Raw genomic sequence first — 24698 nt, forward strand, 5'->3', positions numbered from 1 at the left:
GGACCGCGGTAGGCAGACGAGCGGCCAGACGAACGGACGAACGACGAACGGACGGACGAGCCGGCCCACGGGGCCGAGACGGAACGGCAGACCGGCAGACCAGAAGGGTGGGCGCCGTTGGGTGCCCACCCGTCCGTTGTCGTGAACGCGGAATGCCCGCGCCTCGTCACGCCGTCGGCTCAGCAGGTCACCGGTAGTTCACGAACTGCAGAGCGAAGTCGAAGTCGTGGCCCTTCAGCAGGGCGATCACGGTCTGCAGGTCGTCCCGGCTCTTGGAGGAGACCCGAAGCTCGTCACCCTGCACCTGGGCCTTCACACCCTTGGGGCCCTCGTCACGGATGAGCTTGGCCACCTTCTTCGCGTTGTCCTGGGAGATGCCCTCCTCGATCGACGCGAAGATCTTGTACTCCTTGCCGGAGAGCTGGGGCTCGCCCGCGTCCAGAGCCTTCAGCGAGATACCGCGCTTGATCAGCTTGGACTGGAAGACGTCGAGGATGGCGTTCACCCGGTCCTCGGAGTTGGCCTCCATGAGGATCTTCTCCCCGGACCACGAGATCGAAGCGCCCACGCCCTTGAAGTCGTAGCGCTGCGAGATCTCCTTGGCGGCCTGGTTGAGGGCGTTGTCGACCTCCTGCCGCTCGACCTTCGAGACGATGTCGAAACTGGAGTCGGCCATGTCCTGTGGCTCCTTGTATCTGGGTGCGTGTCGGGCCGCGTATCGGCTCCGTACCGGCATGCAGCTACGGCCGCCGAGCTCCGCAGAGGTCCCCGGCCGCATCCGGACAAGCCTAGCCACCCGCCGTCCCCCGGGTGGCGATCAATCGGGTGGCGAAGCACCCCTCCACATCGGGTATTGTTTACGTCGTTGCCACGGAGCGCCGCCGAAAGACGGTTCGACGGGCAGCGAACCCCGGCGGTGTGCCCGAGCGGCCAAAGGGAGCAGACTGTAAATCTGCCGGCTCAGCCTTCCCAGGTTCGAATCCTGGCGCCGCCACACGGGAACGAGAGGCCCCGTGACCTGCCCGAACAGCAGGTCGCGGGGCCTTTCGTCATGGGTTGACGCGAACGGCGCTCGCGCCGCTGCGGGCAGACTGGTGTCATGGTCTCGTCCTCCCGCCGCAGAACCTGCCCAGAGTGCCGTCGCGAGATCGCCGTCGTCGCGGGGCGGTACGCGCGTCATGACCCTTCCGGTGCGCGAGCCAGTGGTGAGCTCGTCTCCTGTCCGGGTTCGCGTCGTCCGGCGCAACTCGGCGCGGCGCAGCCGTCCCTGGACGGGTACGTCGTCCCCGGGTTCCCCGGGCAGCTGCCGTTGTTCTGACCCGTAGCCCGAGAGTTCCGGGCTGCGCGCCCTCAGTTCCCGGCCACCGACTTCACCGCCACCGACACGGGCGTGGAACCGCTGATCAGCTCCAGGGTCAGACCGTTGGTGGCCGGGGTGTCGACCAGTTCCGCCAGTACGGCGGCAACGTCGTCGCGGGGGACCGCGCCGCGGCCGGTGTGTGCCTCCAGGCGGACGAGGCCGGTGCCGGCGTCGTCCGTCAGCGCGCCGGGGCGCAGGATCGTCCAGTCCAGCTCTTCCAGCGAGCGCACGTACGCGTCGGCCTCGCCCTTGGCGCGCTGGTAGACGTCGAAGATCTCGTCCCCCTGGTGGTGCGGGTCGGCTCCCATGGACGACACGACCACGAGGCGCCGTACGCCCGCCCGGACCGCCGCGTCCGCGAAGAGGACCGCCGCCGCCTTGTCCACCGTGTTCTTGCGGGCGGCCCCGCTTCCGGGGCCGGCGCCCGCCGCGAAGACGGCCGCGTCCGCGCCCCGCAGCCGCTCGGCGACCACCTCGACCGAGGCCGACTCCAGGTCGAGCACGACCGGTTCGGCACCGGCCGCACGCAGATCGTCGGCCTGCTCGGCCTTGCGGATGATGCCCGCCACCTCGTCGTCGCGCGCGGCGAGCAACCGCTCCAGCCGCAGCGCGATCTGACCATGACCACCAGCGATGACAATGCGCATGTCTTCGACCGTACGCCCCGACGGCCGCCCTCGCCGCACGGCTTCGGCCGTATCCCACGGGGGCCTCAGGACTTACGGGACCTCACTGACGCGCAGGGCCCTCACCCTCCCGTCAAGGTTGTTCCTCACACCCTGTCAGGACGCCTCCCCGCGCTCCCCGCCCCCCTCTCGCTCCCCGCGTACCCCACGGCCCTGCCGAGGCAGCCCCAGGCCCTTCCCGGTCGTCGAGTCGCCGTACTCCCGTACCGCGCTGGTCCGGGCCACCACGCGCCCCCGGTGCACCACGATCCGGCTGTACGCCAGGGACAGTGCTCCCGCCAGCCGCTCCCCGCGCACCGCGAGGAGTTCGGCAGGGAAGCCCGCCTCCACCCGAACCTCGGGCAGGCCCAGGGCCGCCCGCGCCGCGGCGCTCACCGCGTCGTACGCGTCCTCGGGGCGCAGCCCATGGCGGGAGGCCAGCAGGTAGGCCCCCTCCAGGGGGTCACCGCGCCCGACCGGGTTGGACACGTCCCGCAGCGCACCGCTCCCGGCGGCGACCCGTACGCCGGCCGCCCGCAGCAGCCGTACCGGGGTCGTGCCGTCGCGGCGGTCTACGGCGCCGCAGCTGCCCTGCGGCAGGCACACCACCGTCACCCCGGCCGCGGCGAGCTGGTCAGCGGCCCGGGAGGCCGCGTCGGCGGGCAACCGGCCCAGCCCTTCGCAGGGGCCGAGGGACACCCCGTGGCGCAGCCCGCCCGCCATCGCCGCCAGCCGGGCCAGCCGTGCCGGGGCGGCGGCGTCCGTGTGCAGGTCGACCGGGCAGCCGTGTTCGGCGGCGACCTCCAGGACCGCCTCGGCATACCCCGTCGGGTCGGGGTCCAGGTCCGGGCACCCGCCCACCACGTCGGCGCCCATCTTGACCGCGTCCCGCAGCATCGCCAGGCCGTCGGCCCCGGCCACCCCGGTCAGCAGCCTCGGTGTCGCGACCGCGGTCAGCTCGGTCAGCCCGCGCAGTGAGCGCCGCGCCCGCAGTACGGCGGTCAGCGCGTCCAGCCCCGGAACGCCATCCACACGCACGTGTGCCCGTAGCGCGGTCGCCCCGTGTCCCAGCTGGAGCAGGGCGGCCTCGGTGGCCCGGCGCTGGACGTCCAGGGGGTCGTAGGAGACGGGGCCGGGGGTGTCGGCCGTCAGTGTCGTGTCGCCGTGGACGTGGGGTTCGGCGGGGGCGGGGAGGAGCAGGTAGCCGGTGAGGTCCACGCGGGTGCCGGAGCCGGGCGTTCGGGCCGTGGTCAGGCTGCCGGCGGTGCCGACCGCCTCGATGCGCCCGCCGTGCAGCCGTACGTCCACGGTCCGGCCGTCGGTGAGCCGTGCCCCGGAGAGCAGGACCGATCCGCGGTCGGCGGGGTCCGAGGGGGAGGGCGAGTGGGGCGGCTGCGGCTGGCTGTCGGGCATCGCGCTCCTCTGGCTCGGGGACTGCGCAGTGGGGGACGCAATCACGCAGAGTGAGTCGAGCCTAGGACGGTGATCAGCCCGCGACGCGGAGGAGCGCAATAGTCGTACCGGAGCGGTCCCGCTGCGCCACGCGCTCTGGGGGCCGCCCGGGGCGTGTGCCCGGGCGGTCAGGCCCTCCGGCGCCGCCGGGGCGTGCACGCGGGAAGGGCGTGCACGCGGGAAGGGCGTGCACGCGGGAAGGCCGACGAGCCCGGGGACGGCGTGGGCAGGGAGCGGGGTGGTGTGGGCAGGGCCCGGTGGCGGGGCGAGGCAGGAGGACGGGACGGCGCGGGTGGACCGTGGTGGAGCCGTGGTTGACCCGGTGGTGGCACGGGGCGGGGACGGGTCGGGGCAGGGGTCGCGAAACGGATTTGGGCGAACGGCGGGCGACCGTGTAATGTCTTCATCGCTCGCCCCAATAGCTCAGTCGGCAGAGCGTCTCCATGGTAAGGAGAAGGTCAACGGTTCGATTCCGTTTTGGGGCTCTGGTGTGAGAGGTTCCCGCCGCAAGGCGGGGCCCGATCGCATCACAGCGGTGTAGCTCAGTCGGTAGAGCAAGCGGCTCATAATCGCTGTGTCACCGGTTCAAGTCCGGTCACCGCTACATTCAGTAGCCGATTGCGGGGTCGGTCCTTCAATCGGCTACTCTTTCCTGCGTTAGTACCATCAATCCGTTCGTCAAGGAGTGCACTCACGTGGCTGCCACCGACGTCCGCCCGAAGATCACGCTGGCCTGCGTGGAGTGCAAGGAGCGGAACTACATCACCAAGAAGAACCGGCGTAACAACCCGGACCGACTGGAGATGAAGAAGCACTGCCCGCGTTGCAACGCGCACACCGCGCACCGCGAAACGCGATAAATCAGGCTCGTACACGAGGCCGTCCCCGAGGTTTGGGGGCGGCCTCGTGTCGTTTCGGTCAGCGGTGCCGAAGGTGGCACCCACAGCCAGCAGAGCAGCAGGAGGTGGCGAGCCCATGGCGCTCGACCAGTCGTTCGTGGGGCGGACCTATCCGCCTACCGCGCCCTACGAGGTGGGCCGGGAGAAGATCCGCGAGTTCGCGGAGGCGGTGGGGGACGCCAACCCGGCGTACACGGACACGGAGGCCGCGAAGGCGCTCGGGCATCCGGACGTGATCGCACCGCCGACCTTCGTGTTCTCGATCACGTTCAAGGCGGCGGGTCAGGTCATCGAGGACCCGCAGCTCGGCCTGGACTACAGCCGGGTCGTACACGGCAACCAGAAGTTCGCCTACGCCCGTCCGGTCCGCGCCGGTGACCGGCTCACCGTCACCTCCACCATCGAGGCGATCAAGTCGATGGCGGGCAACGACATCCTGGACATCCGCGGAGAGGTGCACGACGAAGCCGGCGAGCACGTCGTGACCGCCTGGACCAAGCTCGTGGCCCGCGCGGCCGAGGAGGCGTGAGCATTCCATGACGCACCCCACGACGCATTCCACGACGCCTCCCGTGACGTCCCCCTCGACGCCTCCCGTGACGGCGAAGATCGCATATGGCGACGTCGAGGTCGGCACCGAGCTGCCCGCGCAGAACTTCCCTGTGAACCGGGCCACGCTCGTGCGGTACGCGGGCGCCTCCGGCGACTTCAACCCGATCCACTGGAACGAGAAATTCGCCAAGGAGGTCGGCCTGCCGGACGTCATCGCGCACGGCATGTTCACCATGGCGGAGGCGGTCCGTGTGATCACCGACTGGATCGGCGACCCGGGCGCGCTCGTGGAGTACGGCGTCCGCTTCACCAGGCCCGTCGTCGTACCGAACGACGACCAGGGTGCCGTGATCGAGGTCAGCGGCAAGGTCGCGGCCAAGCTCGACGACAACACCGTCCGCGTCGACCTGACGGCCACCAGTGCCGGACAGAAGGTCCTCGGCATGGCCAGGGCGGTCGTGCGACTCGCCTGACGGGCCCGCCGCGGTTTCGGTGGACCTGTCGTAGTTCGCCTCGCGGGCGTTCGGTCGTCCGGTGGGCCTGTCGCAGTTCACCCCGCAGGCGTTCGGCTGCCCGCCAGTCGCCTCGCAGGTGTTCGGTCGCCCGGTGGGTCTGCCGTGACCGTCCGGGAGGCATTCGGTAAGGGGCGTTCTCCTTGGGGAGCGGCCCCTTACCTGCCGCCGGGTGAGAACACCTCTTACTCGCTGCCGGGTCTCCTTGCCGCTGCGGCGAGAAGACCCGGGGGCCGGCCGTCCCTTGACATGGTTAGTGATTGAGTACTAACTTATTCTCATGGTCAGGATGAGCGCAGAGGAGCGGCGCGAGAGCGTCATCCGCGCGGCGATGGGCGAGTTCGCCCGTGGCGGCTTCTACGGCACGTCGACGGAGGCCATCGCCAAGCGGGTGGGAGTCTCCCAGCCGTACCTCTTCCGGCTCTTCCCGGGCAAGAAGGCCATCTTCCTTGCGGTGGCGGAGCGCTGCCTGCAGGACATGCGGCGGGTCTTCGAGGCGTCGTCCGAGGGCCTGAGTGGCGAAGAGGCCCTGGATGCCATGGCCGAGGCCTACACGCGACTGATCACCGAGCAGCCCGAGCGCCTCCAGATGCAATTGCAGGTGTACGTCGCTGTCGCGGCTGCGGAAGCGGCCGGGGACCACGAGTTCGGCGAGATGGTCCGCAGAGGCTGGATGGAGCTCTGGGACACCGTGCGCGTGCCCCTGGGCGGCGACGTCGAAGAGACGACGACCTTCATGGCGTACGGGATGCTCATCAACGCCCTGGCCGGCATGGGCTTCCCGTCCGAGCACCGGGTGTGGGACGGGCTGCATGTGTCGGCGCAGGTCAAGCGGGGTCGGCACGACGCCTAGGGCGTACGGGTGGATGCTCACGAGTGAGCGCTTCTGTATGCGCGTAAAAGTTAGTCATCAATTACTAACCGAAGCAACCGAAAGCACTGGACACCCTCTGGGGGAGAGATGTCACAGCAGAACGCACGACGCGGGGGAACGGGCTGGGCCCTCGCCATCACCAGCGTCGCCGGTTTCATGGCGGCCCTGGACAATCTCGTCGTCACCACCGCGCTGCCCTCCATCCGCGAGGACATGGGCGGAGGACTGCACGACCTGGAATGGACCGTGAGCGCGTACACGCTCACCTTCGCGGTGCTGCTGATGTTCGGGGCGGCCCTTGGCGACCGCTTCGGCCGCCGCAGGCTCTTCGCCGTCGGTCTCACCGTCTTCACCGGTGCCTCCGCCGCCGCGGCCATGGCGCCCGGCATCGACTCGCTCATCGCCGCCCGCGCGGTCCAGGGCGTCGGCGCGGCGATCATGATGCCGCTGACACTGACCCTGCTGACGGCCGCCGTGCCCGCCGAACGGCGTGGGATGGCGTACGGCATCTGGGGTGCCGTCAACGGGCTCGCCGTGGCCTCCGGTCCGCTGGTCGGCGGCAGCCTCACCGAGCACATCTCCTGGCAGTGGATCTTCTGGCTGAACGTTCCGCTGGGTCTGGTCCTGCTACCGCTCGCCCGTTTCCGCCTCGCCGAGTCGTACGGCACCGGAGCCCCGCTCGACCTCCCCGGCACCCTGCTCGCCAGCGGCGGACTCTTCGGCATCGTCTACGGCCTGATCCGCGGGCCCGTCGACGGCTGGACCGGGCCCGTGGTGCTGACCGCCCTGTTCGCCGGCGCCGCGTTGCTGGCCGGCTTCGTCCGCCACGGCATGAACGACAAGAACCCCATGCTCCCCATGCGCCTCTTCCGCTCCCGGGCCTTCTCCGGGATCAACGCGGCGAGCCTGCTGATGTTCCTGGGCATGTTCGGATCGATCTTCCTGCTCAGCCAGTACATGCAGCACGTACTCGGCTACACGCCCACCGAGGCGGGGCTGCGCATGCTGCCCTGGACCGGCATGCCGATGCTGGTCGCCCCGATCGCCGGCATCCTGTCGGACCGCATCGGAGGGCGCCCGGTCGTCGCTGCCGGGCTCTTCCTCCAGGCGGCCGGCCTCGGCTACCTCGCCTCCGTGATCACGGCCGATGCCTCCTACGCCGTCCAGCTGCCTGGTCTGATCCTCAGCGGGATCGGCATGGCCCTGTTCTTCGCCCCCGCCTCCGCCCTGGTGATGTCCAGCGTCGTACCGAAGGAGCAGGGCATCGCCTCCGGCGCCAACAACGCCCTGCGCGAGGTCGGCGGCGCGCTCGGCATCGCGGTCATGGGCTCGATCTTCGCGGCGCAGGGCGGCTACGAGTCCGGGCAGTCCTTCGTCGACGGGCTGCGGCCCGCGGTCGCGGTGGGCGCCGGGGTGGTGGCCCTCGGAGGCGTCGCGGCCCTGGTGATCCCGTCCCGCCGCCGGGACGGCCAGGCGCCCCCGGAGGAGCACGGGCCGGCACCGACGCCCGAACCGGCGCTCGTCCCGGCCGGGGGAGAGGCCTCCCGCTGACCTCCTGACACGGGAGAAGCGACATCCGAGAGCCACGAGAAGCACCACACGAAGCGCCACACACGAAGCACCACACGACAAGCACCACACGAGAAACCACGGACGAGACACGAAAGGAGCCCGACATGCCCACCCTTCCCTGGATCGTTCCGAACCGGCCGCCGCAGGCCACGGAGGTGCACGTCTTCGCCTCCCGCTTCGAGACCCGCACCCTGTGGGGAGCGCTGAAGTTCCTGGCGCGCACGCCCGGCGTGTGGCGGCAGGTCGGCAAGGCGCCCGGAGCGTACGGCGCATCCCTGAAGGCGGAGCCGCTCAAGCGGACCTTCTGGACGCTGTCCGCCTGGGAGTCGCCCGAGGCCCTCAAGGCCTTCGCCCACTCCGGCACCCACGCGCCCACCTCACGCGGGCTGGCCGGGGAGATGCGGGACTCGAAGTTCGCCTCCTGGCCGGCGTCCAGCGACGAGCTTCCGGTGAACTGGACGGAGGTACGACGGCGTCTGACGTGAGCACGGACACTCGTACGGACCCGAGCGCGGACACAGGACGAACGTGAGGACAGGAAACGCCCCGGCCGACCGGGGCGTTTCCCGCCGCCCGGGACTGTCGGTGCCGTCTCGTACTCTTGAGCGCGTGCAGGAACTCCACGACGCCCCCCTCGCCCCGCTGACCACCTTCCGGCTGGGAGGACCGGCGACCCGGCTGGTCACGGCCACGACCGACGCCGAGGTGATCGCCGTCGTCCGCGAGGCCGACGACACCGGCACGCCCCTGCTGCTCATCGGCGGCGGATCCAACCTGGTCATCGGCGACAAGGGTTTCGACGGCACGGCCCTTCACATCGCCACGCGCGGTCTCTCCCTCGACGGCACGACGCTGGAGCTGGCGGCCGGTGAGGTATGGACCGACGCCGTCGCCCGCACCGTCGAGGCCGGACTCGCCGGCGTCGAGTGCCTGGCCGGCATCCCCGGCTCGGCGGGCGCGACGCCCATCCAGAACGTCGGCGCGTACGGCCAGGAGGTCTCCTCGACGATCACCGAGGTGATCGCGTACGACCGCAGAGCCGGCGGGACGGTCACCCTCACCAACGCGGACTGCGGGTTCTCCTACCGCCACAGCCGCTTCAAGGCCGAACCCGAGCGGTATGTCGTCCTGCGCGTCCGCTTCGGGCTGGAGAACGCCGACGGGCTCTCCGCCCCCCTCCGCTACGCCGAGACGGCCCGCGCCCTCGGCGTCGAAGCGGGCGAGCGGGTGCCGCTGACGACGGCCCGCGACACCGTGCTGAAGCTGCGCGCGGGCAAGGGCATGGTCCTGGACCCCGAGGACCACGACACCTGGTCGGCCGGGTCGTTCTTCACCAACCCGATCCTCACGGACGAGGAGTTCGCCGCCTTCCGCACGCGCGTGGGCGAACGCCTCGGCGACGCCGCCGAGCCGCCCGCCTTCCCGGCCGGCGAGGGCCTGGTCAAGACCTCCGCGGCCTGGCTGATCGACAAGGCCGGCTTCACGAAGGGTTACGGCACCGGCCCGGCCCGCATCTCCACCAAGCACACCCTCGCTCTCACCAACCGCGGTGAGGCGACCACGGAGGACCTGCTCGCCCTGGCCCGCGAGGTCGTCGCCGGAGTCCGCGAGGCCTTCGGCGTCACGCTGGTCAACGAACCGGTGACGGTCGGCGTCAGCCTCTAGCCGAAGCCGAAGCCGAAGCCGAAGCCGAAGCCGAAGCCGAAGCCGAAGCCGAGCCGAAGCCGAAGCCGAAGCCGAGCCGAAGCCGAAGCCGAAGCCGAGCCGAAGCCGAAGCCGAAGCCGAGCCGAAGCCGAAGCCGAAGGGCCGGGGAGCCGCCTCAGTAGGCGACACCCACGCCCTGTTTCAGGGTCCCCGCGTCGCCGGTCATCGCGAGCATCGCGTGGGCGACGTCGGCGCGGCCCACGTAACGGCCCTTGACCGGGAAACCGCCGATCTCCGTCCGGTACCGGCCGGAGATCGGCTTGTCCTGCAGGCGCGGCGGCCGGACGACCGTCCAGTCGGTGGTGCTGCGCGCCACTTCCGCCTCCATGGCGCGCAGATCGGCGTAGACGTCCTTGAGGACGGCGGAGACGACGCCGAGCACAGCCCGGTCCAGGAGTCCGGCGTCCCGTGGCCGGGGCCCGACCGGAGCGGCACTGACGACCAGCAGCCTGCGCACGCCCTCCGCCTCCATCGCGCCGAGCACCGTGCGGGTGAGCCGTGTCGCGACCCCGGCGTCGGCGCGGCGGCGTGCGCCGAGTCCGGACAGCACGGCGTCCCGCCCGGCCACCGCCGGCCGCACAGCAGCCGGGTCGCCCAGGTCCGCGCGGAACACTTCCAGACGTTCGCCGGTCACGGACAGCCGCGCGGGGTCCCGTACGACGGCCGTGACCTGGTGTCCGGCGTCGAGGGCCTGCCGGACGACCTCCTGGCCGATGCCTCCGGTGGCACCGAAGACGGTGAGCTTCATGGCGTACTCCGTTCCGCGCGGTGGCGTGGCTGCGCTGTGGTGGACGACCCCTGGGTGGGTGAGTACTTACTCACCCCTTCCTCCTCTAGGGTGAGTAAATACTCACCACCCGTCAACCCCCGACTGGAGCCGCCATGCCGCCCGCCAAACCGGCCCGGGAACGGATCCTGGACGCCGCCCATGAGCTGATGCTCACCGTCGGGCTCGCCCGCGCCACCACCAAGGAGATCGCCAGGGGAGCCGACTGCTCCGAGGCGGCGCTGTACAAGCACTTCGTGAGCAAGGAGGAGCTCTTCATCCGCGTCCTGTCCGAGCGGCTGCCGCGGCTGACCCCGTTGCTGCGGGAACTCGCCGCCGAGCCGGGCCGTGGCTCTCTCGAGGAGAACGTCACGGAGATCGCCCGTCAGGCCGCGCTCTTCTACGAGCAGAGCTTCCCGATCGCCGCCTCGCTGTACGCGCAGACGCAGCTCAAGCGGCGGCACGACGACGCGATGCGGGAGATGGGCACGGGGCCGCACCTGCCGATCGAGGGCCTCGATGCCTACCTGCGCGCCGAGCAGGCCGCAGGGCGTGTCCGCGCCGACGCGGACACCTTCGCCGCCGCGTCGCTGCTGCTGGGTGCCTGCGCGCAGCGGGCGTTCGCGTACGACGCGACGCGGAGCGGTGTCCGCCCGTCGATGGACGACTTCGCCCGGCGACTCGCCCGGACACTGCTCGCGGGGGTCTGCTGAACTGCCGCCCGGCGTGGGCGCGAACGGGGACGGGTGGGTGACGCCGCCCGGCGCGACGGGGTGCTCCGGTGCCCCCGAGTCCCGGCTTCGCTGGAGCGGGCCCTCATCGTGCCCACCCGCGCCGACGTGCGAGTACGTCCCCGGTCGCCCCGGTCGCCCCGGTCGCCCCGGTCGCCCCGGTCGTCCCGGTCGTCCCGGTCGTCCTCGGCCGTCCCGGTCGTTCAGGAACCGGGGAGGCACGGCCGCCCGCAGCAAGGCCCGCATGCGCCTGCCGCAGTGGCCGGCGTGCCTGTGCCGCCCTCGTAGGACGCGTCTGTGCCGCCCCCTGCGAGGCGCGTCTGCGCGGGCCCCCCGCAGGGCGGTCTGCGCCGTCCCTACGAGGCCATCCAGCCGTCCACCCCCGCCAGCAGCTTCTCCTTCACGTCCTTCGGCGCCGCCGATCCCCGTACCGACTGACGTGCCAGTTCCGCCAGCTCCGCGTCGGTGAACCCGTGGGCCTGACGGGCGATCTCGTACTGGGCGGCCAGCCGGGACCCGAACAGCAGGGGGTCGTCCGCGCCTAGGGCCATCGGCACCCCGGCCTCGAACAGCGTCCGCAGCGGCACGTCCTCCGGCTTCTCGTACACGCCCAGGGCCACGTTCGACGCCGGACACACCTCGCACGTCACCTGCCGGTCCGCCAGCCGCTTCAGCAGCCGCGGGTCCTCCGCCGCCCGCACCCCGTGGCCGATCCGGTCGGCCTCCAGGTCGTCGAGGCAGTCCCGTACGGACAGCGGCCCGGTCAGCTCGCCCCCGTGCGGTGCGGACAGCAGTCCCCCTTCCCGCGCGATCGCGAACGCCCGGTCGAAGTCCCGGGCCATGCCCCGCCGCTCGTCGTTGGACAGTCCGAACCCGACCACGCCCCGGTCCGCGTACCGCACCGCGAGACGGGCCAGCGTCCGCGCGTCCAGCGGATGCTTCATCCGGTTCGCGGCGACCAGCACCCGCATCCCGATCCCGGTGTCCCGCACGGCCGTCTCCACCGCGTCCAGGATGATCTCCAGCGCCGGGATGAGCCCGCCCAGCCGCGGCGCGTACGACGTCGGGTCCACCTGGATCTCCAGCCACCCCGACCCGTCCCGCAGGTCCTCCTCGGCGGCCTCGCGGACGAGCCGCTGGATGTCCTCCGGCTCCTGGAGGCACGATCGCGCCGCGTCGTACAACCGCTGGAAGCGGAACCAGCCCCGCTCGTCCGTCGCCCGCAGTTTCGGCGACTCCCCGCGGCCCAGTGACTCGGTCAGCGTCTCGGGCAGACGCACGCCGTGCTTGTCGGCCAGTTCCAGCAGGGTCGCGGGCCGCATCGACCCGGTGAAGTGCAGGTGGAGATGGGCCTTCGGCAGTTCAGAGACATCACGTACACGCTCCATTCCGTGATCCTGCCGTACGACACGGCCGACCCGACAGCACTTTCCCCGTACGTGGTCTTGCTCGCACAAACAAAGCAGGGTCTCACCGGAACGTTCCGGTGAGACCCTGCTGAAGAACGGCCGGGGCGCGACCGTCAGTCCCTGGCCTCCGCCAGCAGCTTCTGGATCCGGCTCACGCCCTCGACGAGGTCCTCGTCCCCGAGCGCGTACGACAGCCGCAGGTACCCGGGCGTGCCGAACGCCTCGCCGGGCACCACCGCGACCTCGGCCTCCTCCAGGATCAGCGCGGCCAGCTCGACCGTGTCCTGCGGGCGCTTGCCGCGGATCTCCTTGCCGAGCAGCGCCTTGACCGACGGGTAGGCGTAGAAGGCGCCCTCCGGCTCCGGGCACAGCACGCCGTCGATCTCGTTGAGCATCCGCACGATCGTCCTGCGGCGCCGGTCGAAGGCCTCCCGCATCTTCGCCACGGCGTCCAGGTCGCCGGAGACCGCGGCGAGCGCCGCCGCCTGGGCCACGTTGGACACGTTGGACGTGGCGTGCGACTGGAGGTTCGTCGCGGCCTTGACGACGTCCTTCGGGCCGATGACCCACCCGACCCGCCAGCCGGTCATCGCGTACGTCTTGGCGACACCGTTGACCACGATGCACTTGTCACGCAGCTCGGGCAGCAGCGCCGGCATGGACACGGAGAAGGCGTCGCCGTAGACGAGGTGCTCGTAGATCTCGTCGGTCAGCACCCACAGGCCGTGCTCGACGGCCCACTGGCCGATCGCCTCGGTCTCGGCCTCGCTGTACACGGCCCCCGTCGGGTTCGACGGCGACACGAACAGGACGACCTTCGTCTTCTCGGTGCGCGCGGCCTCCAGCTGCTCCACGCTCACCCGGTAGCCGGTCGTCTCGTCGGCGACGACCTCGACCGGGACACCGCCGGCCAGCCGGATCGACTCGGGGTACGTGGTCCAGTACGGCGCCGGGACGATGACCTCGTCGCCCGGGTCGAGGATCGCGGCGAACGCCTCGTAGATGGCCTGCTTGCCGCCGTTGGTGACCAGGATCTGCGACGGGTCGACCTCGTAGCCGGAGTCGCGCAGCGTCTTGGCGGCGATCGCGGCCTTCAGCTCCGGCAGTCCGCCGGCCGGGGTGTAGCGGTGGAACTTCGGGTTCTTGCACGCCTCGATCGCGGCCTCGACGATGTAGTCGGGCGTCGGGAAGTCGGGCTCACCGGCGCCGAAGCCGATCACCGGTCGCCCGGCGGCCTTGAGGGCCTTGGCCTTGGCGTCCACGGCGAGGGTGGCGGACTCGGAGATCGCACCGACCCGGGCGGAGACCCGGCGCTCGGTGGGAGGGGTTGCAGCGCTCATGGAGCCCATCGTTCCAGACAGGCAACTTCCGGGACACACGGGTTTCACGGACTGAGCAGGACGAGATCTGCCGAGGCCGTGCCTATGCCGTGCCTATGCCTGGCGGGATCTGGCGGGATCTGGAGGGATCTGGCGAGAGCGGTCGAGACAGGGGGAGACCGGGCGGGCCAGGACGGGGACAAACGCCGGAACAGCCGGAACAACAGTCCGGACCGGCCCCCGCGGCCAGGGCGATCTTCGGCCAGGACGGCACGGCGAGGACTCCCGCGCGTCCTTTCTGTTCGACGCCCGGCCCCTGAGCACGTACACTCTCACCTCGTTGGCCTTCAACGGCTCGCGCTCACTCGGTGCACACCAAGCATCCGGGCGGATGCGGTACGTTGGGGGACACACAAAGGGTCGTAGCTCAATTGGTAGAGCACTGGTCTCCAAAACCAGCGGTTGGGGGTTCAAGTCCCTCCGGCCCTGCTACACACACCTTCGCCAGGATGTGTGCGCATGTACGTACAGCAATGCACCGCCGTGCGGCTCAGACCGGGCGCGGCACGGCCACGACCCGGAATCAGGTGAGGACGAGTGACGGACGCCGTGGGCTCCATCGACATGCCTGATGCCGAGGACGAAGCGCCGGACTCCAAGAAGAAGTCGCGCAAGGGCGGCAAGCGTGCCAAGAAGGGCCCGCTGAAGCGCCTCGCGCTCTTCTACCGCCAGATCGTCGCGGAGCTGCGCAAGGTTGTCTGGCCGAGCCGCAACCAGCTGACGACGTACACCACCGTGGTGATCATCTTCGTGGTCATCATGATCGGCCTGGTGACTCTGATTGACTATGGCTTCAGTAACGCCGCCAAGTACGTCTTCGGCTGATTCGAGAGCGAAGGGCGCCGAGGTACCCGGCGCCCCTTTCGCGTGTTCCACCCCTATGTATCCAGGAAGAAGCAGCCACCGTGTCTGACCCGAACGTGAACGACGCCATCGAGCCGGTCGAGTCCGTCGAGGACGAGCCCGGCACCTTCGAGGGCGCCGACAACGAGGACACCGAGGCCTCCGTCGAGGCCGAGGCTGCCGACGACGCCGTCGTCGCGGACGCGGACGAGACCGCCGACGCCCAGGACGAGACCGCCGAGCCGACGGGTGACGACGCGGAGGCCGACGAGGTCACGGAGTCCGACGACGCCGACGCGGAGACCGACGAGGCCGCGGAGGCCGAGCCCGAGCCCGAGCTCGACCCGATCGAGAAGCTCCGCCAGGAGCTGCGCGTCCTCCCCGGCGAGTGGTACGTGATCCACACCTACGCCGGTTACGAGAACCGCGTGAAGACCAACCTCGAGCAGCGCGCCGTCTCGCTCAACGTCGAGGACTACATCTTCCAGGCCGAGGTGCCGCAGGAAGAGGTCGTCCAGATCAAGAACGGCGACCGCAAGACGATCCGGCAGAACAAGCTGCCCGGCTACGTCCTCGTGCGCATGGACCTGACCAACGAGTCCTGGGGCGTCGTCCGCAACACCCCCGGCGTCACCGGCTTCGTCGGCAACGCCTACGACCCGTACCCGCTGACGCTGGACGAGATCGTCAAGATGCTCGCCCCCGAGGCCGAGGAGAAGGCCGCCCGCGAGGCCGCCGAGGCCGAGGGCAAGCCGGCTCCGCAGCGCAAGGTCGAGGTCCAGGTCCTGGACTTCGAGGTCGGCGACTCGGTCACCGTCACCGACGGCCCGTTCGCGACGCTGCAGGCCACGATCAACGAGATCAACGCCGACTCGAAGAAGGTCAAGGGCCTCGTCGAGATCTTCGGCCGCGAGACCCCGGTCGAGCTGAGCTTCGACCAGATCCAGAAGAACTGAGACCTTCTGGACGTACTGCTCCCGAGCAGGTCAGGCGGGCGTTCGCGCCCTGCCTGACCTGCTCGGTTTTTGGCCGCACATCCATACCCGTTATCGTTGTGCGGTATGCCTGTGTCCGGGTCGCCCCCGGATGCGGGCAGGACCCGAATCGAAAGGACCCGGAGAGCTATGCCTCCCAAGAAGAAGAAGGTCACGGGGCTCATCAAGCTCCAGATCCAGGCCGGTGCCGCGAACCCGGCTCCGCCGGTCGGCCCCGCGCTGGGTCAGCACGGCGTCAACATCATGGAGTTCTGCAAGGCCTACAACGCCGCGACCGAGTCGCAGCGCGGCTGGGTCATCCCGGTGGAGATCACGGTCTACGAGGACCGCTCCTTCACCTTCATCACCAAGACGCCGCCGGCCGCCAAGATGATCCTCAAGGCCGCGGGCGTGGAGAAGGGCTCCGGCGAGCCGCACAAGACCAAGGTCGCGAAGATCACGCGCGACCAGGTCCGCGAGATCGCCACCACCAAGATGCCCGACCTCAACGCCAACGACCTGGACGCCGCCGAGAAGATCATCGCCGGCACCGCGCGTTCCATGGGCGTCACGGTCGAGGGCTGACCTCCACCCCCCCGTAAGCCAACAGCAGTAGTGGCAGGGCCTGCTCGGCCCGGACCACGACTCCTCAGAAGCCAACAGGAGCAGTAGTGAGCAAGCGCAGCAAGTCTCTCCGCGCTGCGGACGCCAAGATCGACCGGGACAAGCTCTACGCCCCGCTCGAGGCCGTCCGTCTCGCCAAGGAGACCTCCACGACCAAGTTCGACGGCACCGTCGAGGTCGCCTTCCGCCTGGGTGTCGACCCGCGCAAGGCCGACCAGATGGTCCGTGGCACCGTGAACCTCCCGCACGGCACCGGTAAGACCGCCCGGGTCCTGGTCTTCGCGACCGGTGACCGTGCCGAGGCCGCGACCGCCGCGGGCGCCGACATCGTCGGCTCCGACGAACTGATCGACGAGGTGTCGAAGGGCCGTCTGGACTTCGACGCCGTCGTCGCCACCCCGGACCTCATGGGCAAGGTCGGCCGCCTCGGCCGCGTCCTCGGCCCGCGTGGTCTGATGCCGAACCCGAAGACCGGCACCGTGACCCCGGACGTGGCCAAGGCCGTGACCGAGATCAAGGGCGGCAAGATCGAGTTCCGCGTCGACAAGCACTCGAACCTGCACTTCATCATCGGCAAGTCGTCCTTCGAGGACACCCAGCTGGTGGAGAACTACGGCGCGGCGCTGGAGGAGATCCTCCGTCTGAAGCCGTCCGCCGCCAAGGGCCGTTACATCAAGAAGGCCGCCATCAGCACCACGATGGGCCCCGGCATTCCGGTCGACTCCAACCGCACCCGCAACCTCCTCGTCGAGGAGGACCCGGCCGCGGTCTGAGCCAACGGCTCGCCCAACCGGTTCACGGGCCCCGCACCTTCCGAGGTGCGGGGCCCGTTCCCTTTTCCGCTCCTGTTTCGCCCGGCTCCCATTCCTTGTTCCCGCTCCTTGTTCCCGTTCCGTCGACCCGCCTTCTTCCGGTCTTCTTCCCGCCTTCTTCCCGCCTTCTTCGGGTCTTCCTCCCGTCTCCTTTTCCCGTACGGACGCCCGTGGCCTGGGTTAGCGTGCGGTCACGGGACTCGCACGGGGGTGGGATGCATGACGAGCACGACGGCACGTCGTACGGTCGTCTCGATCGCGGTGACGGCCGCGCTGGCCTGCGTCACCGCCTGCACCTCCGCCGACACGCCCACCGACCACGCCGACCCGTCGACGGAGCCCCTGCGCTCCGTGCAGCGGGCCACCGGGCGTGCGGGTTCGGCGCGGGTCGAGTCCACGACCGTCATGGGGCGCGAGCTGTCCCTGGACGCCGCCGGAGCCCTCGGCTGGCGCGACGGCCTCACCGGCACCCTGACGATCACGTACACGGGCGGAACGACCGCGGAGACCATGCGCAGCCTCGGCACCACCGCGATGGAGGCCCGGTACCTGCCCGACGCGTACTACGCCAGGATGGGCGACGAGTTCGCCGACCGGGTGGGCGGCAGACACTGGATCAAGTACCTCTACGCCGACCTGGAGGAGCTCGGCGGCGGTACGGGCGCCGGATTAGCGGAACAGATGCGCAACACCACGCCCCACCACGCGGTGAAGCTGCTGCTGGCCTCCGACGACGTACGCAAGGTCGGCGAGGAGACGGTCCGCGGCCGGCGCACCGCGCACTGGTCCGGCACGGTGGGCGGCGCCACCGGGCAGACCGTCGACATCTGGGTCGACGACCGGGACCTGCTGGTCAAGAAGGTCGAGCGGGGGCGGACGGAGACCGGGGAGCTGACCCAGACCGCCTACTACAGCGACTACGGCGTCGCCGTCTTCGCCGAGCGTCCTCCGGCCGGGGACACCGCCGACTTCACGGAGCTGCTGAAGGGGGCGACCCGGTAATCCGAGGCAGCCGGACGAACGCGTCGGATAAGCTCACAGCGTTTTCTCATATTCGACCGTACGTTCGTCGCGTTTCCTTGGGGGGAATCGATGAGGCTTTCTGTGCATTCGCGGGGTGGAGTGGCGCTCGCCGGCGTGTCCGTTCTGGTGCTGGCGGGTGGGGCCGTCGGCTGCGGCGCCGAGAACAAGGACGGCGGCGAGCGGACCGTCCAGCAGGTTCTGACCGCGGCCTACGAGAAGACGGCCGAGGCCAAGTCCGCCAACGTCGAGATGACCATGTCGATGCCGGCCACCATGGAAGACGGCGGCGATGTCTCCATGACCGGTGTCATGGGCTGGGACCCGACGGTGATGGACGTGACCGTCAAGGGTTCCATGCTGGCCACCGAGCCGGACGCCCCGGAGCAGATCCGGATGATCTGGCGCGACAACGTGATGTACGCGGACATGGGCGCGGCCGCAGCCAAGGACATGGACGGCAAGCGCTGGATGAAGATGGACCTGGGGGCCGCCGCCGAGTCCGCGGGCGCCGAGGCCGGTGGGGCGATGTTGTCCGGCATGGAGAACATGAACCAGAACCCGGTCGAGCAGCTTGCCCTGCTCCTGGAGTCGCCCAATCTCAAGCACGTCGGCGAGGAGAAGGTCGACGGCGTAGCGGCCCAGCACTACAAGGGCACGCTCACCGTCAAGGAGGTGCTGGAGAGCAACGACAGCCTGGACGTGCTCGAGCCCAAGGAGCGCCAGCAGCTTCTGCAGAACGTCGAGAAGTCCGGCGTCAAGGGCTACGACACCGAGGTCTGGGTCAACGACGACGACATGCCGGTCCGCATGGACATCGGGATGGACACCCCCCAGGGCAACGTCGACATGAGCATGAAGCTCTCCGACTACGGGGCCAAGGCCGAGGTCGAGCTGCCGCCGGCCGGTGAGACCTTCGATCTCTTCGAGATGATCAAGAAGCTGGGCGAGATCGCCGACGACGAGGGAGCCCTCGACGGGGGAAACCTCGACGAGGAGCTGGCCCAGCTGGAGGCCCTGGAGTCCGGCTCAGGGGTCTGAGTCCCGGTCTCGCGCGTCGCTCCGCCGACCGGATTTGCCTGACGGCGATCCGGTCGGGTACCTTCCTGGAGAAGCCAAAGACCGCTGGTCGTTGCCGTGCGCTCGCGAGAGTCACGGTGGCCGAAGGATCCGCTGAACTGCGGACGACCCGCGTAGGTGACTGTGGATGAACTCCCTCGAGTGCACGCCTCGCGCGTGTGGCAGAAGGTTGAGTCACGCCCCGTGCGCCTGCGCCGGGGCGTTTCGTTTTCCCCAGTCCTCCTTCGGGTCCGCGCGGTCCGAATCACCCGGAAGGAGGCCGAGGCTCTATGGCGACGCCCGAAAAGGCTGCCGCGGTTGCCGAGCTGACGGACAAGTTCCGCAGCTCCAACGCCGCAGTGCTGACCGAGTACCGCGGTCTCACCGTGGCGCAGCTCAAGACGCTGCGCCGGTCGCTCGGTGAGAACGCCCAGTACGCCGTGGTGAAGAACACGCTGACCAAGATTGCGGCCAACGAGGCCGGGATCACGCTCGACGACCAGCTCTTCGCTGGTCCGACGGCCGTCGCCTTCGTCACCGGTGACCCGGTGGAGTCGGCGAAGGGTCTGCGCGACTTCGCCAAGGACAACCCGAACCTCGTCATCAAGGGCGGTGTCCTTGACGGCAAGGCGCTGTCCGCCGACGAGATCAAGAAGCTTGCGGACCTCGAGTCCCGCGAGGTTCTGCTCTCCAAGCTGGCCGGTGCCATGAAGGGCAAGCAGTCCCAGGCTGCCTCTGTCTTCCAGGCGCTGCCCTCGAAGCTCGTCCGCACCGTGGACGCGCTCCGTGCCAAGCAGGACGAGCAGGGCGGTGCCGAGTAATTCGGCTCGCTTTCCGATCCTCGCCGCGTGAACCGCATGAGGTGAGGGTCGTTGCGGGCCCGACGTACGCCCGCCTCACCCCGTACATCCGGCACCTGCCGAATTAGTGGAAGGACCGCCATCATGGCGAAGCTCAGCCAGGACGACCTGCTCGCCCAGTTCGAGGAGATGACCCTCATCGAGCTCTCCGAGTTCGTGAAGGCCTTCGAGGAGAAGTTCGACGTCACCGCCGCCGCTGCCGCGCCGGTCGTCGTCGCCGGTGGTGCCGCTGGTGGCGCCGCCGCCGAGGCCGCCGAGGAGAAGGACGAGTTCGACGTCATCCTCACCGGTGCCGGCGACAAGAAGATCCAGGTCATCAAGGTCGTGCGCGAGCTGACCTCCCTGGGTCTGAAGGAGGCCAAGGACCTCGTGGACGGCGCCCCGAAGCCCGTCCTCGAGAAGGTCGCCAAGGACGCCGCCGAGAAGGCCGCCGAGTCCCTCAAGGGCGCCGGCGCCTCGGTCGAGGTCAAGTAACACCTCACGGGTCTCAGCGACCGCGCAGGTCTCACCGACCTCACGGGTCGCGCAATGACCTCGCAGGTCTCATGGATCTCACGGATCCGTCAGAACCTGTAACGCCTCAGCGCCGAAGAGCGATCATCCATCCGGGTGGTCGCTCTTCGGCGTACGCGGGGTCCGGCGGCGGCTGCCTTGCACGCGTGACGGCGAAGAGTATGGTGATCTTCGTCGTGCCGTCGCCGGGGCCCTGGGAGCCCCTGGCGGCAGGCGGTTCGAGCAAGGGGGGCCTTGACGAACCGCACGCAGCGCGCGATTCTCAGGACGCGTCGTCACAAGGATCCGAATCCGAGGCATGGATCCACGGCGAAGAGGGCAGTATCACGGTGCGTTGAGGGCGAGGCCTTGCCGCAGGTGGTGAGAACAACGAGGAGCGAACACGGTCCCCGAGACCCGCACTGGACATCAGTGTGCCATGTGGCTACACTGACCCTTTGCGCTGCCTGTTAGTTGCCCCCTGCCCGTCACCAGGGGTCTGCCCTCACCCGAGCACCGACGATCAGAGCATGCCTGACCTGGCTTTCGGGCCACATCAGGCGCCCCCTGTCTTCGTGCACGGAAGAGGGGCCGGTACGCGCGTAGTGAGTCCGAGCCCTCGGAAGGACCCCCTCTTGGCCGCCTCGCGCAATGCCTCGACCGCGAATACGAACAACGCTGCCAGCACCGCCCCGCTGCGCATCTCCTTTGCAAAGATCAAGGAGCCCCTCGAGGTTCCGAACCTTCTCGCGCTGCAAACCGAGAGCTTCGACTGGCTGCTCGGCAACGACGCGTGGAAGGCTCGCGTCGAGTCGGCTCTGGAGTCCGGTCAGGACGTCCCCACCAAGTCCGGTCTGGAAGAGATCTTCGAGGAGATCTCGCCGATCGAGGACTTCTCCGGGTCGATGTCGCTGACGTTCCGCGACCACCGCTTCGAGCCCCCCAAGAACAGCATCGACGAGTGCAAGGACCGCGACTTCACGTACGCGGCCCCGCTCTTCGTCACCGCCGAGTTCACCAACAACGAGACCGGCGAGATCAAGTCCCAGACGGTCTTCATGGGCGACTTCCCGCTCATGACCAACAAGGGCACCTTCGTCATCAACGGCACCGAGCGTGTCGTCGTGTCGCAGCTGGTCCGTTCGCCGGGTGTCTACTTCGACTCCTCCATCGACAAGACGTCCGACAAGGACATCTTCTCCGCCAAGATCATCCCGTCCCGGGGTGCCTGGCTGGAGATGGAGATCGACAAGCGCGACATGGTCGGTGTGCGCATCGACCGCAAGCGCAAGCAGTCCGTGACCGTCCTCCTCAAGGCCCTCGGCTGGACCACCGAGCAGATCCTCGAGGAGTTCGGCGAGTACGAGTCCATGCGCGCCACCCTGGAGAAGGACCACACCCAGGGCCAGGACGACGCGCTGCTCGACATCTACCGCAAGCTGCGTCCGGGCGAGCCGCCCACGCGTGAGGCCGCGCAGACGCTGCTCGAGAACCTCTACTTCAACCCGAAGCGCTACGACCTGGCCAAGGTCGGCCGCTACAAGGTCAACAAGAAGCTCGGCGCCGACGAGCCGCTGGACGCCGGCGTGCTCACCACCGACGACGTCATCGCCACCATCAAGTACCTGGTGAAGCTGCACGCCGGTGAGACCGAGACGGTCGGCGAGTCGGGCCGGGAGATCGTCGTCGAGACCGACGACATCGACCACTTCGGCAACCGCCGCATCCGCAACGTCGGCGAGCTGATCCAGAACCAGGTCCGTACGGGTCTCGCCCGTATGGAGCGCGTCGTGCGCGAGCGCATGACGACCCAGGACGTCGAGGCGATCACGCCGCAGACCCTGATCAACATCCGGCCGGTCGTCGCCTCCATCAAGGAGTTCTTCGGCACCAGCCAGCTGTCCCAGTTCATGGACCAGAACAACCCGCTGTCGGGGCTGACGCACAAGCGTCGTCTGAACGCCCTCGGCCCGGGTGGTCTCTCCCGTGAGCGGGCCGGCTTCGAGGTCCGTGACGTTCACCCGTCGCACTACGGCCGCATGTGCCCGATCGAGACGCCCGAAGGCCCGAACATCGGTCTGATCGGCTCGCTCGCCTCGTACGGCCGGATCAACCCGTTCGGCTTCATCGAGACGCCCTACCGCAAGGTCGTCGACGGCCAGGTCACGGACGACGTGGACTACCTGACCGCCGACGAGGAGGACCGCTTCGTCATCGCGCAGGCCAACGCCACGCTCAACGACGACATGCGCTTCTCCGAGGCCCGCGTCCTGGTCCGCCGTCGTGGCGGCGAGGTCGACTACGTCCCCGGTGACGACGTCGACTACATGGACGTCTCGCCGCGCCAGATGGTGTCGGTCGCGACCGCCATGATCCCGTTCCTCGAGCACGACGACGCCAACCGTGCCCTCATGGGCGCGAACATGATGCGCCAGGCGGTGCCGCTCATCAAGAGCGAGTCCCCGCTGGTCGGCACCGGCATGGAGTACCGCTCCGCCGCCGACGCCGGCGACGTGGTCAAGGCCGAGAAGGCGGGTGTGGTCCAGGAGGTCTCCGCGGACTACATCACCACCACCAACGACGACGGCACGTACATCACGTACCGCCTGGCCAAGTTCTCCCGGTCCAACCAGGGAACCTCGGTCAACCAGAAGGTCATCGTCGCCGAGGGCGACCGGGTCATCGAGGGCCAGGTCCTCGCCGACGGTCCGGCCACCGAGAACGGCGAGATGGCGCTCGGCAAGAACCTGCTGGTCGCGTTCATGCCGTGGGAGGGTCACAACTACGAGGACGCGATCATCCTGTCGCAGCGCCTCGTGCAGGACGACGTCCTCTCCTCGATCCACATCGAGGAGCACGAGGTCGACGCCCGTGACACCAAGCTCGGCCCCGAGGAGATCACCCGGGACATCCCGAACGTCTCCGAGGAGGTCCTCGCCGACCTCGACGAGCGCGGCATCATCCGCATCGGTGCCGAGGTCGTCGCCGGCGACATCCTCGTCGGCAAGGTCACGCCCAAGGGTGAGACCGAGCTGACCCCGGAGGAGCGCCTGCTCCGCGCGATCTTCGGTGAGAAGGCGCGCGAGGTGCGCGACACCTCCCTGAAGGTGCCGCACGGTGAGATCGGCAAGGTCATCGGCGTCCGCGTCTTCGACCGCGAAGAGGGCGACGAGCTGCCGCCGGGCGTGAACCAGCTGGTCCGCGTCTACGTCGCGCAGAAGCGCAAGATCACCGACGGTGACAAGCTCGCCGGCCGTCACGGCAACAAGGGCGTCATCTCCAAGATCAACCCGATCGAGGACATGCCGTTCCTGGAGGACGGCACCCCGGTCGACATCATCCTGAACCCGCTGGGTGTCCCGTCCCGAATGAACCCGGGACAGGTCCTGGAGATCCACCTCGGCTGGCTCGCCAGCCGCGGCTGGGACGTCTCCGGCCTCGCGGAGGAGTGGGCGCAGCGCCTCCAGGCCATCGGCGCCGACAAGGTCGAGCCCGGCACCAACGTCGCCACCCCGGTCTTCGACGGTGCGCGCGAGGACGAGCTGGCCGGCCTGCTCCAGCACACCATCCCGAACCGCGACGGCGAGCGCATGGTGCTCCCGTCCGGCAAGGCGCGGCTGTTCGACGGCCGCTCCGGTGAGCCGTTCCCGGAGCCGATCTCGGTCGGCTACATGTACATCCTCAAGCTCCACCACCTGGTCGACGACAAGCTGCACGCCCGGTCGACCGGCCCGTACTCGATGATCACCCAGCAGCCGCTGGGTGGTAAGGCCCAGTTCGGTGGTCAGCGCTTCGGTGAGATGGAGGTGTGGGCGCTGGAGGCTTACGGCGCCGCATACGCCCTCCAGGAGCTGCTGACGATCAAGTCCGACGACGTGACCGGCCGCGTGAAGGTCTACGAGGCCATCGTCAAGGGCGAGAACATCCCTGAGCCCGGCATCCCCGAGTCCTTCAAGGTGCTCATCAAGGAGATGCAGTCCCTGTGCCTCAACGTGGAGGTGCTGTCCAGCGACGGTATGTCCATCGAGATGCGTGACACCGACGAGGACGTCTTCCGCGCAGCGGAGGAGCTCGGCATCGACCTGTCCCGGCGCGAGCCGAGCAGCGTCGAAGAGGTCTGACGGGAGTCCGGTCCGGA

General features: G+C 69.3%; 24 protein-coding genes and 4 tRNA genes. 22 read left to right on the forward strand and 6 right to left on the reverse strand.

Translation table 11 applies throughout. The features are described 5' to 3' along the window. Positions 1 to 187: 187 nt before the first annotated feature. Positions 188 to 676 carry a YajQ family cyclic di-GMP-binding protein gene (locus ACZ7G3_RS00760; protein ID WP_470922697.1) on the reverse strand — a complete coding sequence of 163 codons (489 nt, stop codon included), beginning with the start codon at positions 674 to 676 and terminating at the stop codon, positions 188 to 190. Between the two features lie 236 nt (positions 677 to 912). Between ACZ7G3_RS00760 and ACZ7G3_RS00765 the strand changes: the two genes are divergently transcribed. After that, positions 913 to 994, forward strand: a tRNA-Tyr gene (locus ACZ7G3_RS00765). A gap of 105 nt (positions 995 to 1099) precedes the next feature. Beyond that, positions 1100 to 1318 (forward strand): hypothetical protein, encoded by a 219-nt coding sequence (locus ACZ7G3_RS00770; protein WP_426603008.1) that lies wholly within the window; start codon positions 1100 to 1102, stop codon positions 1316 to 1318. A gap of 32 nt (positions 1319 to 1350) precedes the next feature. Here ACZ7G3_RS00770 and ACZ7G3_RS00775 read toward each other — a convergent pair whose 3' ends face one another. Both ACZ7G3_RS00775 and ACZ7G3_RS00780 read right to left on the reverse strand, forming a co-directional pair. Continuing rightward, complete coding sequence (locus ACZ7G3_RS00775; protein WP_470922698.1) at positions 1351 to 2007, reverse strand: NAD(P)H-binding protein; 657 nt, start codon at positions 2005 to 2007, stop codon at positions 1351 to 1353. A gap of 135 nt (positions 2008 to 2142) precedes the next feature. Beyond that, positions 2143 to 3438 (reverse strand): amidohydrolase family protein, encoded by a 1296-nt coding sequence (locus tag ACZ7G3_RS00780; protein WP_470922699.1) that lies wholly within the window; start codon positions 3436 to 3438, stop codon positions 2143 to 2145. A 451-nt stretch (positions 3439 to 3889) separates the two neighbouring features. Here ACZ7G3_RS00780 and ACZ7G3_RS00785 point away from each other — a divergent pair. From ACZ7G3_RS00785 to ACZ7G3_RS00825, 9 genes are all read left to right on the forward strand, one after another. Beyond that, a tRNA-Thr gene (locus ACZ7G3_RS00785) sits at positions 3890 to 3962 on the forward strand. Positions 3963 to 4008: 46 nt separating this feature from the next. Then, positions 4009 to 4081 (forward strand) — tRNA-Met (locus ACZ7G3_RS00790). Positions 4082 to 4172: 91 nt separating this feature from the next. Continuing rightward, complete coding sequence (gene rpmG / locus ACZ7G3_RS00795) at positions 4173 to 4337, forward strand: 50S ribosomal protein L33 (protein ID WP_003948671.1); 165 nt, start codon at positions 4173 to 4175, stop codon at positions 4335 to 4337. Positions 4338 to 4452: 115 nt separating this feature from the next. Then, positions 4453 to 4905, forward strand: coding sequence for an FAS1-like dehydratase domain-containing protein (locus ACZ7G3_RS00800; RefSeq protein ID WP_470922700.1), 453 nt, complete (start codon positions 4453 to 4455; stop codon positions 4903 to 4905). A gap of 67 nt (positions 4906 to 4972) precedes the next feature. Further along, a complete protein-coding gene (locus ACZ7G3_RS00805) occupies positions 4973 to 5401 on the forward strand; it encodes a MaoC family dehydratase (protein WP_470923176.1) in 429 nt (142 codons plus the stop codon). Positions 5402 to 5720: 319 nt separating this feature from the next. Further along, positions 5721 to 6293: a TetR/AcrR family transcriptional regulator gene (locus ACZ7G3_RS00810; protein WP_470922701.1), complete on the forward strand. Its 573-nt coding sequence runs from the start codon at positions 5721 to 5723 to the stop codon at positions 6291 to 6293. Between the two features lie 108 nt (positions 6294 to 6401). Next, a complete protein-coding gene (locus ACZ7G3_RS00815; protein ID WP_470922702.1) occupies positions 6402 to 7865 on the forward strand; it encodes an MFS transporter in 1464 nt (487 codons plus the stop codon). Positions 7866 to 7990: 125 nt separating this feature from the next. Beyond that, the gene (locus tag ACZ7G3_RS00820) at positions 7991 to 8371 is read left to right on the forward strand and encodes a DUF3291 domain-containing protein (RefSeq protein WP_426602998.1); all 381 of its coding nucleotides are present in this window, start codon (positions 7991 to 7993) and stop codon (positions 8369 to 8371) included. Positions 8372 to 8495: 124 nt separating this feature from the next. After that, complete coding sequence (locus tag ACZ7G3_RS00825) at positions 8496 to 9551, forward strand: UDP-N-acetylmuramate dehydrogenase (protein WP_470922703.1); 1056 nt, start codon at positions 8496 to 8498, stop codon at positions 9549 to 9551. 155 nt (positions 9552 to 9706) lie between these two features. On the opposite strand, the gene ACZ7G3_RS00830 is transcribed toward ACZ7G3_RS00825, so the two are convergent. Beyond that, on the reverse strand, positions 9707 to 10339 hold the full coding sequence (locus tag ACZ7G3_RS00830; protein ID WP_470922704.1) for an NAD(P)-dependent oxidoreductase: 633 nt from the start codon (positions 10337 to 10339) through the stop codon (positions 9707 to 9709). Between the two features lie 134 nt (positions 10340 to 10473). Between ACZ7G3_RS00830 and ACZ7G3_RS00835 the strand changes: the two genes are divergently transcribed. Further along, the gene (locus tag ACZ7G3_RS00835) at positions 10474 to 11070 is read left to right on the forward strand and encodes a TetR/AcrR family transcriptional regulator (RefSeq protein WP_470922705.1); all 597 of its coding nucleotides are present in this window, start codon (positions 10474 to 10476) and stop codon (positions 11068 to 11070) included. Between the two features lie 374 nt (positions 11071 to 11444). Here ACZ7G3_RS00835 and ACZ7G3_RS00840 read toward each other — a convergent pair whose 3' ends face one another. Together ACZ7G3_RS00840 and ACZ7G3_RS00845 are read right to left on the reverse strand one after the other, a co-directional pair. Beyond that, positions 11445 to 12476 carry an adenosine deaminase gene (locus ACZ7G3_RS00840; protein ID WP_470922706.1) on the reverse strand — a complete coding sequence of 344 codons (1032 nt, stop codon included), beginning with the start codon at positions 12474 to 12476 and terminating at the stop codon, positions 11445 to 11447. A 134-nt stretch (positions 12477 to 12610) separates the two neighbouring features. After that, on the reverse strand, positions 12611 to 13837 hold the full coding sequence (locus tag ACZ7G3_RS00845) for a pyridoxal phosphate-dependent aminotransferase (protein ID WP_426597263.1): 1227 nt from the start codon (positions 13835 to 13837) through the stop codon (positions 12611 to 12613). A gap of 395 nt (positions 13838 to 14232) precedes the next feature. Here ACZ7G3_RS00845 and ACZ7G3_RS00850 point away from each other — a divergent pair. The 10 genes from ACZ7G3_RS00850 (at position 14233) to rpoB (ending at position 24681) form a co-directional block, all read left to right on the forward strand. Beyond that, positions 14233 to 14305 (forward strand) — tRNA-Trp (locus tag ACZ7G3_RS00850). A gap of 108 nt (positions 14306 to 14413) precedes the next feature. Continuing rightward, entirely contained in the window at positions 14414 to 14701 is a 288-nt protein-coding gene (gene secE / locus ACZ7G3_RS00855) for a preprotein translocase subunit SecE (protein WP_279565425.1), read from the forward strand. Positions 14702 to 14781: 80 nt separating this feature from the next. Next, entirely contained in the window at positions 14782 to 15675 is an 894-nt protein-coding gene (gene nusG, locus ACZ7G3_RS00860) for a transcription termination/antitermination protein NusG (RefSeq protein ID WP_470922707.1), read from the forward strand. Between the two features lie 168 nt (positions 15676 to 15843). Further along, on the forward strand, positions 15844 to 16278 hold the full coding sequence (gene rplK / locus ACZ7G3_RS00865) for a 50S ribosomal protein L11 (protein WP_006130605.1): 435 nt from the start codon (positions 15844 to 15846) through the stop codon (positions 16276 to 16278). Between the two features lie 86 nt (positions 16279 to 16364). After that, on the forward strand, positions 16365 to 17090 hold the full coding sequence (gene rplA / locus ACZ7G3_RS00870; RefSeq protein ID WP_426597261.1) for a 50S ribosomal protein L1: 726 nt from the start codon (positions 16365 to 16367) through the stop codon (positions 17088 to 17090). Positions 17091 to 17348: 258 nt separating this feature from the next. After that, positions 17349 to 18131 (forward strand): SCO4651 family lipoprotein, encoded by a 783-nt coding sequence (locus ACZ7G3_RS00875; protein ID WP_470922708.1) that lies wholly within the window; start codon positions 17349 to 17351, stop codon positions 18129 to 18131. 90 nt (positions 18132 to 18221) lie between these two features. Continuing rightward, positions 18222 to 19190: an SCO4651 family lipoprotein gene (locus ACZ7G3_RS00880; protein WP_470922709.1), complete on the forward strand. Its 969-nt coding sequence runs from the start codon at positions 18222 to 18224 to the stop codon at positions 19188 to 19190. Positions 19191 to 19498: 308 nt separating this feature from the next. Beyond that, positions 19499 to 20029, forward strand: coding sequence for a 50S ribosomal protein L10 (gene rplJ / locus ACZ7G3_RS00885; protein WP_073725156.1), 531 nt, complete (start codon positions 19499 to 19501; stop codon positions 20027 to 20029). 123 nt (positions 20030 to 20152) lie between these two features. Continuing rightward, the gene (gene rplL, locus ACZ7G3_RS00890; protein WP_063482831.1) at positions 20153 to 20542 is read left to right on the forward strand and encodes a 50S ribosomal protein L7/L12; all 390 of its coding nucleotides are present in this window, start codon (positions 20153 to 20155) and stop codon (positions 20540 to 20542) included. Between the two features lie 653 nt (positions 20543 to 21195). Then, positions 21196 to 24681, forward strand: coding sequence for a DNA-directed RNA polymerase subunit beta (rpoB, locus tag ACZ7G3_RS00895; protein WP_053135571.1), 3486 nt, complete (start codon positions 21196 to 21198; stop codon positions 24679 to 24681). Positions 24682 to 24698: the final 17 nt, after the last annotated feature.

Source organism: Streptomyces sp. NPDC037271 (assembly GCF_055603605.1).

Bases quoted from the DNA above. Each gene is read 5' to 3' on its own strand.
- ACZ7G3_RS00800 (WP_470922700.1), top strand. From the start codon at position 4,453: ATGGCGCTCGACCAGTCGTTCGTGGGGCGGACCTATCCGCCTACCGCG.
- rplJ (WP_073725156.1), top strand. From the start codon at position 19,499: ATGGCGACGCCCGAAAAGGCTGCCGCGGTTGCCGAGCTGACGGACAAG.
- ACZ7G3_RS00760 (WP_470922697.1), bottom strand. From the start codon at position 676: ATGGCCGACTCCAGTTTCGACATCGTCTCGAAGGTCGAGCGGCAGGAG.
- ACZ7G3_RS00820 (WP_426602998.1), top strand. From the start codon at position 7,991: ATGCCCACCCTTCCCTGGATCGTTCCGAACCGGCCGCCGCAGGCCACG.
- ACZ7G3_RS00815 (WP_470922702.1), top strand. From the start codon at position 6,402: ATGTCACAGCAGAACGCACGACGCGGGGGAACGGGCTGGGCCCTCGCC.
- ACZ7G3_RS00770 (WP_426603008.1), top strand. From the start codon at position 1,100: ATGGTCTCGTCCTCCCGCCGCAGAACCTGCCCAGAGTGCCGTCGCGAG.
- ACZ7G3_RS00775 (WP_470922698.1), bottom strand. From the start codon at position 2,007: ATGCGCATTGTCATCGCTGGTGGTCATGGTCAGATCGCGCTGCGGCTG.
- ACZ7G3_RS00835 (WP_470922705.1), top strand. From the start codon at position 10,474: ATGCCGCCCGCCAAACCGGCCCGGGAACGGATCCTGGACGCCGCCCAT.
- ACZ7G3_RS00780 (WP_470922699.1), bottom strand. From the start codon at position 3,438: ATGCCCGACAGCCAGCCGCAGCCGCCCCACTCGCCCTCCCCCTCGGAC.
- rplL (WP_063482831.1), top strand. From the start codon at position 20,153: ATGGCGAAGCTCAGCCAGGACGACCTGCTCGCCCAGTTCGAGGAGATG.
- ACZ7G3_RS00840 (WP_470922706.1), bottom strand. From the start codon at position 12,476: ATGGAGCGTGTACGTGATGTCTCTGAACTGCCGAAGGCCCATCTCCAC.
- ACZ7G3_RS00810 (WP_470922701.1), top strand. From the start codon at position 5,721: ATGGTCAGGATGAGCGCAGAGGAGCGGCGCGAGAGCGTCATCCGCGCG.
- rplK (WP_006130605.1), top strand. From the start codon at position 15,844: ATGCCTCCCAAGAAGAAGAAGGTCACGGGGCTCATCAAGCTCCAGATC.
- ACZ7G3_RS00875 (WP_470922708.1), top strand. From the start codon at position 17,349: ATGACGAGCACGACGGCACGTCGTACGGTCGTCTCGATCGCGGTGACG.
- ACZ7G3_RS00830 (WP_470922704.1), bottom strand. From the start codon at position 10,339: ATGAAGCTCACCGTCTTCGGTGCCACCGGAGGCATCGGCCAGGAGGTC.
- ACZ7G3_RS00845 (WP_426597263.1), bottom strand. From the start codon at position 13,837: ATGAGCGCTGCAACCCCTCCCACCGAGCGCCGGGTCTCCGCCCGGGTC.
- ACZ7G3_RS00880 (WP_470922709.1), top strand. From the start codon at position 18,222: ATGAGGCTTTCTGTGCATTCGCGGGGTGGAGTGGCGCTCGCCGGCGTG.